Annotated in this window: 10 protein-coding genes; 4 read left to right on the top strand and 6 right to left on the bottom strand. The window is 70.0% G+C overall.

The annotated features are described in order from the left end of the window. The first annotated feature begins 4 nt into the window (after positions 1-4). Positions 5-1,423, top strand: a complete 1,419-nt coding sequence (locus ACIBKX_RS10640) for an amino acid permease (RefSeq protein ID WP_363273910.1) — start codon at positions 5-7, stop codon at positions 1,421-1,423. Between the two features lie 66 nt (positions 1,424-1,489). On the opposite strand, the gene ACIBKX_RS10635 is transcribed toward ACIBKX_RS10640, so the two are convergent. Beyond that, positions 1,490-3,121: a DUF6345 domain-containing protein gene (locus ACIBKX_RS10635; protein ID WP_363273909.1), complete on the bottom strand. Its 1,632-nt coding sequence runs from the start codon at positions 3,119-3,121 to the stop codon at positions 1,490-1,492. Between the two features lie 429 nt (positions 3,122-3,550). On the opposite strand from ACIBKX_RS10635, the gene ACIBKX_RS10630 reads away from it, so the two are divergent. Further along, positions 3,551-3,976 (top strand): OsmC family protein, encoded by a 426-nt coding sequence (locus tag ACIBKX_RS10630; RefSeq protein ID WP_363273908.1) that lies wholly within the window; start codon positions 3,551-3,553, stop codon positions 3,974-3,976. A 196-nt stretch (positions 3,977-4,172) separates the two neighbouring features. After that, on the top strand, positions 4,173-6,032 hold the full coding sequence (gene dnaK, locus ACIBKX_RS10625; protein WP_363273907.1) for a molecular chaperone DnaK: 1,860 nt from the start codon (positions 4,173-4,175) through the stop codon (positions 6,030-6,032). Here the strand turns inward: dnaK and narI are convergent. From narI to ACIBKX_RS10605, 4 genes are read right to left on the bottom strand one after another with little or no spacing between them, the layout of a single operon-like run. Next, the gene (narI, locus tag ACIBKX_RS10620; RefSeq protein ID WP_363273906.1) at positions 6,029-6,751 is read right to left on the bottom strand and encodes a respiratory nitrate reductase subunit gamma; all 723 of its coding nucleotides are present in this window, start codon (positions 6,749-6,751) and stop codon (positions 6,029-6,031) included. The two genes, dnaK and narI, sit on opposite strands and share 4 nt — an antisense overlap. Continuing rightward, positions 6,748-7,347: a nitrate reductase molybdenum cofactor assembly chaperone gene (gene narJ / locus ACIBKX_RS10615; protein ID WP_363273904.1), complete on the bottom strand. Its 600-nt coding sequence runs from the start codon at positions 7,345-7,347 to the stop codon at positions 6,748-6,750. Before narJ ends, narI begins: the two co-directional genes overlap by 4 nt. Continuing rightward, a complete protein-coding gene (narH, locus tag ACIBKX_RS10610; RefSeq protein WP_363273903.1) occupies positions 7,344-8,981 on the bottom strand; it encodes a nitrate reductase subunit beta in 1,638 nt (545 codons plus the stop codon). Before narH ends, narJ begins: the two co-directional genes overlap by 4 nt. Next, positions 8,981-12,664: a nitrate reductase subunit alpha gene (locus tag ACIBKX_RS10605; RefSeq protein ID WP_363273902.1), complete on the bottom strand. Its 3,684-nt coding sequence runs from the start codon at positions 12,662-12,664 to the stop codon at positions 8,981-8,983. Before ACIBKX_RS10605 ends, narH begins: the two co-directional genes overlap by 1 nt. A gap of 254 nt (positions 12,665-12,918) precedes the next feature. Between ACIBKX_RS10605 and ACIBKX_RS10600 the strand changes: the two genes are divergently transcribed. Then, the gene (locus ACIBKX_RS10600; protein WP_363273901.1) at positions 12,919-13,335 is read left to right on the top strand and encodes a hypothetical protein; all 417 of its coding nucleotides are present in this window, start codon (positions 12,919-12,921) and stop codon (positions 13,333-13,335) included. A 57-nt stretch (positions 13,336-13,392) separates the two neighbouring features. Here ACIBKX_RS10600 and ACIBKX_RS10595 read toward each other — a convergent pair whose 3' ends face one another. Further along, positions 13,393-14,211, bottom strand: a complete 819-nt coding sequence (locus tag ACIBKX_RS10595; protein ID WP_363273900.1) for a helix-turn-helix transcriptional regulator — start codon at positions 14,209-14,211, stop codon at positions 13,393-13,395. Positions 14,212-14,292 lie beyond the last annotated feature (81 nt).

Below are 14,292 nucleotides of genomic sequence, written 5' to 3'. Positions count from 1 at the left end.
CCCCATGCACGACACCGGAACCGTGACCCCGTCGGCTCCGGCCCCCGGCCAGGAAGCACAGCAGGCGTCCGGCACCGAGGAGCAGGCGTCCGGCGCCGACGAGCAGAGCAGGCACGCCCGCCGCTTCGGACTGCCGATCGCCACCTGCCTCGTCATGGGCAACATCATCGGCGGCGGCATCTTCCTGCTCCCGGCCTCCGTGGCCCCCTTCGGCACGATCAGCCTCGTCGCGTTCGCCGTGCTCACCGCGGGCGCCATCGCCCTCGCCCTCGTCTTCGGGCGGCTCGCCCACCGCGACCCGCGCACCGGCGGGCCCTACGTCTACGCCCGCGAGGCGTTCGGCGACTTCGCCGGGTTCCTCTCCGCCTGGTCCTACTGGGCGACCGCCTGGGTGTCGAACGCGGCGCTCGCCGTCGCCGCCGTCGGCTATCTGGACGTCCTGATACCCGTCGGCGACCACAAGTGGACGGCCTGTCTCGCCGCCCTGGTCGTCCAACTCCTGCCCGCCCTCGCGAACTTCGCGGGCACCCGGTACGTCGGTGCGGTCCAGCTCGTCGCCACCGTCCTGAAGTTCCTGCCGCTGATCCTGGTGGCCGTGGGCGGTCTCTTCTTCTTCGACAGCTCCAACCTCGGGCCGTTCCAGGCGAGCGACGACAGCCCGATCGGTGCCGTCTCCGCGTCCGCGGCGATCCTGCTCTTCTCCTACCTGGGCGTCGAGTCGGCCGCCGTCAGCGCCGGTGAGGTGCGCGACCCGCGGCGCAACGTCGGCCGCGCCACGATCCTCGGCACGCTGGGCGCCGCCCTGGTCTATCTGCTCGGCACCCTCGCGGTCTTCGGCACCGTCGCCCACGACAAGCTCGTCGGTTCCACCGCGCCGTTCTCCGACGCCGTCAACGTCATGTTCGGCGGCTCCTGGGGCGGCATCGCGGTCGCCTGCGCGGCGGTCGTGTCGATCCTCGGCGCCCTGAACGGCTGGACGCTGCTGAGCGCCCAGACGCCGTACGCGGCCGCCAAGGACGGGCTCTTCCCGCCGGCCTTCGGCCGCAAGAAGCGTGGCGTCCCCACCTTCGGCGTCCTGGTCACGGTCGTCCTCGCCGGGCTGCTCACCGTCTACAACTACTCGGCGGGTTCCAGCGGCGTCTTCGAGTCCCTCGTCCTGATCACCACGTTCACCGCGACCGTGCCCTACCTCCTGGCCACCGCCGCGCAGCTCTACTACCTGATCTCCGGGCAGGGCGAGCGCGTCCACCGCGGGCGCCTGGTGCGGGACATGACGCTCGCGGGCATCGCGTGCGGATTCTCGATGTGGCTGGTCGCCGGCTCCGGTTACGCGGCCGTCTACCAGGGCGTGCTGTTCCTCTTCGCGGGCGTGCTGGTGTACGCGTGGATGGCGGCCCGCAAGAAGCGGACCGCCACCCACTGATTCCCCGACCCCCGTCGGTTCGGGCCTCTCCCCGGGCTGTCCGGCGAGGGACTGCCGGGCGAGGGACTACCTGGCGAGCGGCGCCACCACCCAGCGGCGGGTGGTGAACATGCCGTCCGGCGGGCCGATCTCGATCAGCTTGCGGGCGGCCGGGTAGGCCTCGTTGCCCTCGATCTCGTAGCCGACGTCGAACGTGCCGGGCACGTCCCTGACCTGGGGCTCCTGCTCGGCCTTGGCGCCCTTGCCGCCCGGTTCGCCGGCCGTCACGGCGGCGAGTTCGGCGAGCAGCCGCTGCTGGGCCGCGGCCAGCGCCTTGCGCGGGTCGCGCTCCAGCGGCGCGGCAGCCGCCTTGCCGCTCTGCGGCGGCGGCGAGATGTCGGTGCTCGGCTCACGCGTGGTGCCGGTCGCCGAGCGGGTGGCGATCTGCGCCTGGACTACGGTCGCGTCGTTGTCCAGGGCCACCCGGATCAGCCCGCGGTCCGGAGTGATGACCGGTACGCCGTCGAAGACCTGCCGGAACGTCACATGGGTCTGCAGGGACACCGGCTGACCGATCTCGGAGCCGTCCTTCGCCCCGGAGTTCTGCATCAGGTCGTGCACGCTGTCGACGACGAGGTCCGCGCCTTCGGCGTGCTGCTCGGCGAACGCCCGTGCCGCGTCGACGGCCTGTTCGGTGGGCAGTTGCCGCAGATTGCGCGGGTTGGCCTCGGCGAGCTTGATCCAGCGCGACGCGTGCGGCGCGGTGGAGACGATCCGGTCACCGGAGGTGGCGCTGAGCACGCCCTGCCGCTCGACCTGCACCTCTTGCAGTGCCGCCGACGGGAAGTCGGCGATCCGGCCCATCGCGGTCAGTTCCTCGCCGGGGTTGCGCGGCGCGAGCTGCACGATCTGCGGACTGGCCGGGGCCTGCGTCAGCGGCTCCCTGAGGGTGTCGCGGGCGTAGTACCAGCGCCACGCGTACCAGTTGTCCGGCACGTGCTCGCGGTACAGGGTGCGCTCGCCGTTGAGGCGCGCGGTGGCCTCCGCCTGGGTGGCGCCGACCGCGCAGACCGAGGGCGCCTGGCCCTTGTAGATGTCCCAACTGGCGTTCAGCCACGCGTCGGTGAAGGTCTGTCCGGCCCGCCACTTCTCCCAGAACTTCTTGCCGTAGTCCGGACTGTCGATGCTGACCGTCTCGAACCCGAAGATCATCCGGAAGCCGATGTTGGGCCCCGCCCAGGTGCGGATCGGGGAGTGCCCGGAGAGCACCCGCAGCGAGGTGCAGGTGGACCAGAAGACGTAGTTGGCCTTCTCGTTGCCGAGCGCCATCCGGTTGGAGATCGCGTCGCTGCGGCCGTCCCAGACACCGCCGAGTGGCGCGAAGAAGACTCCGTTCCCGTCCATGCCGCCGTGGCCGGAGTGGTAGACGGCGACCACCGCGTCCATGCCGTACCGGTCCTGCCAGTTGTCGTAGGTCTCCTCGTACGCCCAGACCTGCGCGCCGCCGTCCGCGAACCAGAAGTTGCGGTCGTAGAACTGCTGGAGATACGCCAGCCAGCCGGTGGCATCCGCGTGCGTGTGGAAGAGAGGTGACTGGTTGACGAACTTCTGGATGCTGAACGCACCCCACCAGCCGAACGTGGAGTCGCGGTCTCCGGCCGCTCCCGGCTTCTCCGCCTCCAGCGGGGAGGGACCGCGGTCCGAGTAGTTCATGCGCATGGCCAAACCCCCTGAGATGATCTCCTCGTGCCGTGCGAGGGGGCCTCAAAGTGTCACCGCGCCGGAACCTTGCACAGTTGCCATTCCGGCCATAGCGGCAGCGCAACGCGGGGTTCGCCGCACATCAGCCGTCCCTCTGGCAGAGGCGCGCGGGGGTGGTACGCGACCGGGGTGAAGGGCGTACTGGGGCTGGGGAAACGGGTGCGGGCTGCGGTCGGCGCCGGTCTCGCCGGGGTTCCCTGGCCGCCGTCCGGCCTCGCGACGGTGCGGCCCGTTTTCATCTGGGGGGGCGCCCGGTGGCGGGCAGCCGCCCCTGCCCCGAGGGCCGGTCTGCCGCGTGCGGCGACCGCGGGTGTGATCGGATGGGGGCGGACGTTCCGTACGCACCACCCATCGGTTTCACGCACAACGCATTGAAGGGATCTCATCGTGGCTACCACGCGCTCCGCGCACACGGTCTGGGAAGGCAACCTGCTGGAGGGCAAGGGCACCGTCACCTTCGACTCCTCCGGTATCGGGGAGCAGGCGGTGTCCTGGCCGGCCCGCGCCGAGCAGGCCAATGGCAAGACCAGCCCGGAAGAGCTGATCGCCGCCGCGCACTCCAGCTGCTTCTCCATGGCCTTCTCCAACGGCCTCGCGAAGGCCGGCACCCCGCCGACCCGCCTGGTCACGTCCGCCGACGTGACGTTCCAGCCGGGCACCGGCATCACCGGCATCCACCTCACCGTCGAGGGCACCGTGCCGGGCATCGACGAGGCCGCGTTCATCGAGGCCGCCGAGGACGCCAAGGTCAACTGCCCGGTGAGCCAGGCGCTGAAGGCCACGCCGATCACGCTGACGGCGAAGCTGGCCTGACGCGGATCCGTACGCGCCGACTGTGCCGCCGTCCCTCCCGGGGCGGCGGCACAGTCGTATCCCCAGCCTCCCCCTGACCCCCCAGACCCTCAGAACCCCGGATTCACAGACGCGGCATTGACAAGGTGGCGCTCAAGTTTTGTGATGGAGGTCGGAGTACGCCGGGAAACGGGCTCGCTGTGGAAGGGGACTGGACATGGCACGTGCAGTCGGGATCGACCTCGGTACGACGAACTCGGTGGTGGCCGTCCTGGAGGGCGGCGATCCCACGGTCGTCGCCAACGCGGAGGGCGCGCGGACCACGCCCTCGGTCGTCGCCTTCGCGAAGAACGGCGACGTCCTGGTCGGGGAGGTCGCCAAGCGGCAGGCGGTCACGAACGTCGAGCGCACCGCACGGTCCGTCAAGCGCCATATGGGCGACGGGAGTTGGCGCTTCCCGGAGAGCGGCTCCGTGGACGGAACCCGGTACACCGCGCAGGAGCTGTCCGCCCGCGTCCTGCAGAAGCTGAAGCGGGACGCCGAGTCGTATCTCGGCGAGGACGTCACGGACGCCGTCGTCACCGTACCCGCGTACTTCGACGACGCCCAGCGCCAGGCGACCAAGGAGGCCGGGGAGATCGCAGGGCTGAAGGTGCTGCGGATCATCAACGAGCCGACGGCCGCCGCGCTGGCCTACGGCCTGGACAAGGGCGACGACCAGACCGTGCTGGTCTTCGACCTCGGCGGCGGCACGTTCGACGTGTCGCTCCTGGAGATGGGCGACGGCGTCATCGAGGTGAAGGCCACCAACGGCGACACCCAACTGGGCGGCGACGACTGGGACCAGCGGATCGTCGAATATCTCGTACGACAGTTCAAGAACGCGCACGGCGTGGACCTCGGCAAGGACAAGATGGCCGTGCAGCGGCTGCGCGAGGGCGCGGAGAAGGCGAAGATCGAGCTGTCGTCGTCGAGCGAGACCGACATCAACCTGCCGTACGTGACGGCCTCGGCGGAGGGCCCGCTGCACCTCGCGGAGAAACTGACCCGCGCTCAGTTCCAGGAACTGACCGCCGATTTGCTGGAGCGCTGCCGCGAACCCTTCCACCAGGCGGTGCGGGACGCGGGCATCAAGCTCTCCGCCGTCGACCACGTGATCCTGGTCGGCGGTTCGACGCGGATGCCGGCGGTGACGGAACTGGTCAAGGAACTGACGGGGCGCGATCCGCACAAGGGGGTCAACCCCGACGAGGTCGTGGCCCTCGGCGCGACGCTCCAGGCGGGCGTGATCCGGGGCGACGTGAAGGACGTCCTCCTGCTCGACGTCACGCCGCTGTCCCTCGGCATCGAGACCAAGGGCGGCATCATGACGACGCTGATCGAACGCAACACGACCATTCCCACCCGGCGTTCGGAGACCTTCTCCACGGCGGAGGACAATCAGCCCTCGGTCGGCATCCAGGTCTTCCAGGGGGAGCGGGAGATCGCCGCGTACAACAAGAAGCTCGGCGTCTTCGACCTAACGGGCCTGCCGCCGGCACCACGCGGCGTCCCCAAGATCGAGGTCACCTTCGACATCGACGCCAACGGCATCATGCACGTCTCGGCGAAGGACGAGGCGACGGGGCGCGAGCAGCGGATGACGGTCACGGGCGGCTCGGCGCTGCCCAAGGACGACATCAGCCGGATGGTGCGGGAGGCGGAGGAGCACGCGGAGGAGGACCGCAGGCGCAAGGAGGCGGCGGAGACCCGCAACCAGGCCGAGCAGCTGGTGTACCAGACGGAGCGCTTCGTGCGGGAGAACGAGGAGCGGATCCCCGCGCAGACCCGCACCGAAGTGGAGGCGGCGGCGGGGGAGTTGAAGGATCTCCTGAAGAACAAGGGCGAGGACACGGTGGCCCTGCGCACGGGCGCGGAAAAGCTGGCTGCCGTGAGCCAGAAGATGGGCCAGGCGATGTACGCGAATCCTGCCGAGGGCGCCCAGGACCAGGCCCCCGCGCAGTCCCCCGCGGAGGAGGGCGTGGTGGACGCGGAAATCGTGGACGAGGAGAAGCGGGACGGGGCCGCCGGGAACTAGGACCCCGTCTTCTCCCAGCCCCGCCGCTCCGGCCGCGCCCCCACCCTCCGGGGATCCCGCGCCCGGTACACCACATACGGCCGGAACAGATACTGCACCGGCGCGCTGAACATGTGGATCAGGCGGGTGAACGGGACGAGGGCGATCAGGGTCATGCCGATCACCGCGTGGATCTCGTACAGGACCGGGACGCCGGACATCATGTCGATGTCCGGCTGGAGGGTGAAGAGCGACCGGGCCCAAGGTGCGATCGACTCCCGGTAGTTGTAGCCGTCCCCCGACGCGTGCGTCAGCTTCGCCACCATGCCCAGCACGATCGCGCCCAGCAGGACGACGTACATCACCTTGTCGTTCGCCGTCGTCGCCCGGAACACCGGCGCGTTCGTCCGCCGCCGGTACAGCAGCAGCAGAATCCCGGCCACCAGCATGATCCCGGCCGCCGTACCCCCGTACAGCGACAGCAGGTGATACGTGTGCTCCTCGACGCCCAGCTTCTCCGTCCACGACGCGGGGACGAACAGGCCGACGAGATGACCCACGAGCACGAAGAGGATGCCGTAGTGGAACATCGGTGAAGCGACGTTCAGGAGCTTCGACTCGTACACCTGCGAAGACCGCGTCGTCCAGCCGAACTTGTCGTAGCGGTAGCGCCAGACGATCCCCGCGACCAGCAGGACGAAGGCGACGTACGGAAGCACGCCCCACAGCAGTGTCTTCATGAGGGTCGCTCCCCGGTGAGTGCGAAGGGTTCCAGCCCGCCGAACGGTTCCAGGCCGACGTCCTCGCGCGGCGGCCCGGAACGGGCCAGCGCCAGCGCCTGAGCCCGGTCCTTCGGCGAAGGCCCCGGCAGCGACCCGCACACCGCGTCGAGCACGGCCGCGTACGGAGTCCCGAAGTCGCTCAGCGCGAGCCGCAACAGCTCAAGCCCGCTGCGGTGTTCGAGCAGCAGCAGCGGCCCCGCGTGCGCCGAGAACTCGAGGACCGCCGGCAGGAAGTCCGGCAGCTCCTCGCCGGTGAACTCCATGCCGTGCTCGCGGTAGACCTCCTTGAAGCGGACCAGCGACATCCCGCGCCGCCGCGTGTCGCCGTCCCGCCACCAGCTCAGATACAGGCTGTGCCGGTTCTTGAAGTCGAAGACCTGGACGTAGTGCGCCGCGAGTTCCCGCGGGTCGGTGGCGGCCGCGTGCGCGAGGAAGTCGCCGAGCCCCGCCGGTGCGGCCGCCGTGAGCAGCGGAAGCCGGTCGTGGAACTCGTCGTCCGGGTAGGCGAGACAGTGTGCCGCCGCCTGGTACAGCACGGCATCGTCGGACCTCACAGCTCGCCCTCCCTGCCCGCGCCCGGCTGTTCGTCGGCCGTCTGCCGCTTCCGCAGCGCGTGGAAGTTCTCGATGGTGACCAGCGGAAGCTGCTTGCGTCCCGAGTCCTGGCCGAACGGCCCGTCGCCGCCCATGCCCGGACCGTCCTCGTAGTCGAGGCTGCACGAGTCGGGAAGCGCCGATTCCTCCAGGCGGCGCGCGTCGCCGACGGCCGCGGTCGGGATGACATAGCGGTCCTCGTACTTGGCGATGGCGAGCAGCCGGTACATCTCCTCGATCTGAGGGCCCTTCATGCCCACCGACTCGGCGACCGAACTCTCCGGCCGTTCCCCGAGGTTGATGGCCCGCATGTGCGCCCGCATCGCCGCCAGCCTCTCCAGCGAGGCCCGCACCGGACCCACGTCACCGGCCGTGAAGATCTCCGCCAGGTATTCGAGCGGGATGCGCAGGGTGTCGATGGCACCGAACAGATTGTCCAGGTCCTCGCCGTCGTGGCCGGTCTCGCTCAGTGCGTCCACCACCGGGGAGAGCGGCGGGATGTACCAGACCATGGGCATCGTCCGGTACTCCGGGTGCAGCGGGAGCGCCACCTGGTACTTGGAGATCAGCGCGTGCACGGGGGAGCGGCGCGCCGCCTCGATCCAGTCGTACGAGATCCCGGAGCGCTCGGCGTCGCGCCGCACGTCCGGGTCCTCGGGGTCGAGGAAGACGCCCAACTGAGCCTCGTACAGCTTGTGTTCATCGGGCTCGGAGGCCGCCGCCGTCACCTTGTCCGGGTCGTACAGAATGACGCCGAGATAGCGCAGCCGGCCCACGCACGTCTCCGAGCAGACGGTGGGCAGGCCCACCTCGACGCGCGGGTAGCACATCGTGCACTTCTCGGCCTTGCCCGTGCGGTGGTTGAAGTAGACCTTCTTGTACGGGCAGCCGGTCACGCACTTGCGCCAGCCCCGGCAGTGGTCCTGGTCGACGAGGACGATGCCGTCCTCCTCGCGCTTGTACATCGCGCCCGAGGGGCAGGACGCCACGCACGCCGGGTTCAGGCAGTGCTCGCAGATGCGCGGCAGATAGAACATGAAGGTCTGCTCGAAGGCGAACTTGACCTTCTCTGCGGCCTGTTGGCGGGTCTTCTGCACCATCGGGTCGAGGTCCCCGTACTGCGGGGCGCCGCCGAGGTTGTCGTCCCAGTTCGACGACCACTCGATCTTCATGGGTTTGCCGCTGATCAGGGAGCGGGGCTCGGCGACCGGGTAGTCGTCGCCGAGCGGGGCGTCGGTGAGGTTCCTGTACTCGTACGTCCAGGGCTCGTAGTAGTCCTTGATCTCCGGCAGCCTGGGGTTGGAGAAGATCTCCAGGAGGGACTTGATCCGGCCGCCGTTCTTCAGCCTCAGGGCGCCGCGCCTGTTCAGCTCCCAGCCGCCGCGCCACTTCTCCTGGTCCTCGTAGCGGCGCGGATAGCCCTGGCCCGGACGGGTCTCGACGTTGTTGAACCAGACGTACTCCATGCCGTCCCGGTTGGTCCACGCCTGCTTGCAGGTGACCGAACAGGTGTGGCACCCGATGCACTTGTCGAGGTTCATCACCATCGCGATCTGGGCCATCACACGTCGCTGAGTGGCTTCGCCACGGGGCATCAGTACGTCACCTCCTGGCTGCGGCGGCGGATGACCGTCACCTCGTCGCGCTGGTTTCCGGTCGGGCCGAGATAGTTGAACGCCCACGACAACTGGGCGTAGCCGCCGATGAGATGGGACGGCTTGAGGATGAGCCGGGTCAGTGAGTTGTGGATGCCGCCCCGCTTTCCGGTGGTCTCCGTCTTGGGGACGTTCACCGTGCGCTCCTGTGCGTGGTGCATGTAGACCGTGCCGGCCGGCATGCGGTGCGAGACGACCGCCCGCGCCACCACCACGCCGTTCCGGTTGACCGCCTCGATCCAGTCGTTGTCGCGTACGCCGATCGCGTCGGCGTCCTGCGGTGCCATCCAGATGGACTGGCCGCCGCGCGACAGGGACAGCATGAAGAGGTTGTCCTGGTACTCGGAGTGGATCGACCATTTGTTGTGCGGCGTGAGGTATCGGACCGTCACCTCCTTTTCGCCGTCCGGGCCGAGGCGTGGCTCCCCGAACAGGCGGTTCATGTCGAGGGGCGGCCGGTACACGGGCAGCGCCTCGCCCAGCTCGTGCATCCAGTCGTGGTCGATGAAGAAGTGCTGGCGTCCGGTGAGGGTGTGCCAGGGCTTCAGATGCTCGGTGTTGAGGGTGAACGCCGTGTACCGGCGCCCGCCCGACTCGCTGCCCGACCACTCCGGCGAGGTGATCACCGGCACGGGGGCCGCCTGGGTGTCGGCGTACGTGATGCGCTTGCCCTCGTGCTCGGCGGCCAGATGAGCCATCTCCTGGCCGGTGCGCGCCTCCAGGGTGTGGAAGCCCTGGGTGGCCAGGCGCCCGTTGGTCGTGCCGGACAGGGCCAGGATGGTGTTCGCGGCCTTGATCGCGGTGTCCAGGGCGGGGCGGCCGTCGGCGGGTCCACCGCGTACGACACCATTGCGTTCCTTCAACTCCTCGACCTCCTGGTCGGGTTGGAACGCGATGCCCTTCACCGGCAGCCCCAGCTTCTCCACCAGCGGTCCGAGCGAGGCGAACTTCGCGCCGATCGCGGTGTAGTCCCGCTCGACGACCGTCAGGTTCGGCATCGTCCTGCCCGGCACCGGCTCGCACTCGCCCTTGCGCCAGTCGAGCACCACACCGCCGGGCTGCGCTGTCTCGCCCGGCGTGTCGTGCTGGAGCGCCGTGGCGACGACGTCCTTGCGTACGCCGAGATGCTCGACGGCCAGTTCGCTGAGCCGGTCGGCGATCGCGCGGAACGTGTCGAAGTCGGTGCGGGCCTGCCAGGGCGGGTCGACGGCCGGTGTGAAGGAGTGCACGTAGGGGTGCATGTCGGTGGTCGACAGATCGTGCTTCTCGTACCAGGTCGCCGCGGGAAGGACCACGTCCGAGAGGAGCGTCGACGACGTCTGGCGGAAGTCGAGCGAGACGAGCAGATCGAGCTTCCCCTCGGGCGCCTCGTCACGCCATGTGACCGTAGAGGGCCGCTCGTTCGGCGCCGCCTCCGCCGCCCGCAGCGAGGAATGCGTACCCAGGAGATGCTTGGTGAAGTACTCGGCGCCCTTCGCCGACGAACCCAGCAGATTGGCCCGCCACAGCGTCAGGACGCGCGGCCAGTTCTCCGGCGCGTCCGGGTCCTCGCACGCGAATTTCAGCGAGCCCGCCTTGAGCTCGTCCACGACACTGGCCACCGGATCGGCCGAAGTGGCGCCCAGATCAAGGGAGTTGCGGTCGAACGTCGGATACGACGGCATCCAGCCGGTCCGCGCCGAAAGGGCCAGACAGTCCGCGCCCGTCATCCCGGCGAACCGGCCCTCGCCCAGCGGCGAGGCCAGCACGTCCGCCGCGAACCTGTCGTAGCGCCACTGGTCGGTGTTGAGGAACCAGTACGCGGCGCCGATCATCTGCCGCGGCGGCCTGCTCCAGTCGTTGCCGCTGGCCAGCGTCGCCCAGCCGGTCGCCGGACGGCACTTCTCCTGACCGACGTAGTGCGCCCAGCCGCCGCCGTTGCGCCCCTGGCAGCCGGTCAGCTGGAGCAGCGCGAGGAACGCGCGGTAGATCGTCTCGGAGTGGAACCAGTGGTTGGTCCCCGCGCCCATCAGGATCATGCAGCGGCCGCGCGACCGCTCGGCGGTCCGCGCGAACTCCCGCGCGATCTTCACCGCCTTCGCGGCCGGCACCGACGTGTGCGCCTCCTGCCAGCCGGGGGTGCCGGGCGTGGCGGCATCGTCGTACGAAGCGGGCCACTCGCCCGGCAGCCCCTCGCGCCCCACGCCGTACTGCGCGAGCAGCAGGTCGAACACCGTGGTGACCAGCGGCCCGTCCTGCCCGCCGAGCCGCGTCGCCGGGACACCCCTGCGCACCACGTCGCCGCGGCCCTGGCCGTGCGTGCCGCCGTCGGTGTCGAAGCGCGGGAGCAGCACCTCGACCCCCGCCGCGACGTCCGAGCCGTGCAGCGACAGCTGCGGCGAGATACTGCCCAGCTCCAGGTTCCACTTGCCCTTGCCCGACTCGGTCCAGCGGAAGCCGAGCGAGCCGTTGGGGACGGCGGGCTGCCCGGTGTTCTCGTCCAGAACCGCCGTCTTCCAGTCGGCGCCCTCGCCGCCCTGGCCGAGGTCGGTGGCGCGCAGGAACTTCGACGGCACGTACGCCCCGTCCCGCTCGGTCAGCGTCACCAGGAACGGCAGATCGGTGAACCTGCGTACGTAGTCGGTGAAGAAGTCCGTCGAGCGGTCGACGAAGAACTCCTTGAGGATCACATGCCCCATCGCGATGGCGAGCGCGCCGTCCGTGCCGGGATGCGGATGCAGCCACTCGTCGGCGAACTTCGCGTTGTCCGCGTAGTCCGGCGCCACGACCACGACCTTCTGGCCCCGGTAGCGCGCCTCGGCCATCCAGTGCGCGTCCGGCGTCCTGGTCACCGGGACGTTCGAGCCCCACATCATCAGATACGCGGCGTCCCACCAGTCACCCGACTCCGGTACGTCGGTCTGGTCGCCGAAGACCTGCGGCGAGGCCACCGGAAGATCCGCGTACCAGTCGTAGAAGGAGAGCATGGGAGCGCCGATCAGCGACATGAAACGGGCGCCCGCCGCATGCGACACCATCGACATCGCGGGGATCGGGGAGAAGCCGGCGACGCGGTCCGGGCCGTACTTCTTGATGGTGTGGACATGCGCCGCCGCGATGATCTCGACGGCCTCGTCCCAGCTCGCCCGCACCAACCCGCCCTTGCCGCGCGCCTGTTGATAGGTGCGGCGGCGCTCCGGGTCGTCCTGGATGTCCGCCCACGCGGCGACGGGATCCTTCAGGCGGCCCTTCGCCTCCCGGTACATCTCCAGGAGGACGCCGCGCAGATACGGGTAGCGGACGCGGGTCGGGGAGTACGTGTACCAGGAGAACGCGGCGCCCCGCGGGCAGCCGCGCGGCTCGTACTCGGGCCGGTCCGGGCCGACGCTCGGATAGTCCGTCTGCTGGGTCTCCCAGGTGATGATGCCGTCCTTGACGTACACCTTCCAGCGGCAGGAGCCCGTGCAGTTCACCCCGTGCGTCGAGTTCACGACCTTGTCGTGGCTCCACCGGTCGCGGTAGAAGGCGTCCCCGTCCCGGCCGCCGGTCAGGGCCACGCTGTGCAGGTCGGGGGCGGCGGTGCCGCGGCGGAAGAACTTTCCCGCGCGCAGCAGCGCGGCGGCGGGCTCGGTCGTCTCTGTCACCCTGGAGCTCCCTAGGTCTGCCTTCGACGAACCTAGGCGGGGCGGCGGTGGCGCACCTGTCGGCAGCCGCCGAACGGGTTGCCGGACGGGCCGCCCGGTGGCGCTTCCTCCGAGGTGGGACCGTCATTACCTCGGAGGTAATCGACCGTGCGGCGCGCTCCGGGGAGAGTGGTCTCACCGGATCCGGTCCGGCGCACTCCGGACCGGGCCCGGGCCCCCGAACTGCTCTCCCCACCGCTTGGAGGCGAACCGACATGTCCGCGTACTCGCTCACCGCTCTGGCCCGCACCACCGACCCGCGGATGATGCTGCGCCGCTTCCTCGGCTTCGACTCCGTAGTGACCACCGGGAACGGCATCGCGTATGTCGCCGCCTCGGGCCCGCTGGGGGACTTCCTCGGCGTCGACTCGGGCCTGCTGTTCGGGCTCGGGGTCTTCCTCACCGTCTACGGCATCGGCGTCGGCCTGCTCGCCGCCCGGCAGAGCCCGCCCGCACTGCCCGTCCAGGCGGTGGTCGAGGCCAACGCCGCCTGGGCGGTGCTCAGCGTCGTCGCCCTCGTCGCCTGGCTGACGCCGACCACGGCGGGCGCGGTGTGGATCCCGCTGCAGGCCCTGACCGTCGGCGGATTCGCCGCTCTCCAGTACGCGGCGCTGCGCGCGACGAAGGGGTAGCCCCGCGCCCTGGAGGCGGGGCCGGGACCAGGGCCGGGGCCGCATGCGGCACCGGCCCTAGCCCTGCAGGTTCTGCAGATACTTCGTCGTCGCCGGGTCGGCCGGGAGGAACGTCTCGATGGCCAGCTCGGCGACCGTCACGTCCAGCGGGGTGTTGAACGTCGAGATGGACGAGATGAAGGAGAGGATCTGCCCGTCGTGCTCGATCCGCAGCGGCAGCGCGAAATAGGGCACATCCGTCCCGGCCTCGAAGGCGTCCACGCCGGGATCCTCCACCGGATACGCCGCCACCTCGTCGTACACCGCACGCAGCGCGTCCGACCGGTCCAGCGAGATCTGCCGCTCCATCTGATGCAGCAGATGGGCCCGCCACTCCCGCAGATTGCGGATCTTGGGGGCGAGGCCCTCCGGGTGCAGCGCGAGACGCATCGTGTTCAGGGGCGGCGCCAGGAGGTGCTCCGGTACGCCGTCGAGGAGCATCACGATGCCGCGGTTCGCCGCGACCACGTCGTACGTCGCGTCGACGACCAGCGCCGGATAGGGCTCATATCCGTTCAGGAGCCGCTCCAGGCTCTCCCGGAGCGCACCCATCGAGGGGTCGTCCAGGGGCGTCTCCCGGAAGCGGGGCGCGTAACCGGCCGCCAGGAGCAGGGAGTTGCGGTCACGCATCGGTACGTCGAGATGCTCGGCCAGGCGCAGCACGATCTCCTCGCTGGGGCGCGACCGGCCGGTCTCGATGAAGCTGATGTGCCGCGCCGACGAGTCCGCGCGCAGGGCCAGTTCCAGCTGGCTGACCCTTCGCCGCTCACGCCAGCCGCGCAGGAGGGGACCGACTCCGGAGGATGGATTCGCCTGTGGGGGCGCGACAGTTGTCATACCCCAGACGGTAATCGATGGGGTGGCCTCGTGCGGGTGGCGGCCGGGTGCGCGCCGCCGCCGCCGACACGCTGACCGGCC

Origin of the sequence: Streptomyces sp. NPDC050658 (assembly GCF_044457025.1) — a bacterium.
In the GTDB taxonomy this organism is placed as follows: Bacteria; Actinomycetota; Actinomycetes; order Streptomycetales; family Streptomycetaceae; genus Streptomyces.
The sequence above is the reverse complement of the archived record's forward strand: the minus strand, read 5'-3'. Positions and strand labels throughout refer to the sequence as shown.

Coding starts and splice junctions, on each gene's coding strand:
- ACIBKX_RS10640 (WP_363273910.1), top strand. CDS start 5: ATGCACGACACCGGAACCGTGACCCCGTCGGCTCCGGCCCCCGGCCAG.
- ACIBKX_RS10635 (WP_363273909.1), bottom strand. CDS start 3,121: ATGCGCATGAACTACTCGGACCGCGGTCCCTCCCCGCTGGAGGCGGAG.
- dnaK (WP_363273907.1), top strand. CDS start 4,173: ATGGCACGTGCAGTCGGGATCGACCTCGGTACGACGAACTCGGTGGTG.
- narI (WP_363273906.1), bottom strand. CDS start 6,751: ATGAAGACACTGCTGTGGGGCGTGCTTCCGTACGTCGCCTTCGTCCTG.
- narH (WP_363273903.1), bottom strand. CDS start 8,981: ATGCCCCGTGGCGAAGCCACTCAGCGACGTGTGATGGCCCAGATCGCG.
- ACIBKX_RS10600 (WP_363273901.1), top strand. CDS start 12,919: ATGTCCGCGTACTCGCTCACCGCTCTGGCCCGCACCACCGACCCGCGG.
- ACIBKX_RS10595 (WP_363273900.1), bottom strand. CDS start 14,211: ATGACAACTGTCGCGCCCCCACAGGCGAATCCATCCTCCGGAGTCGGT.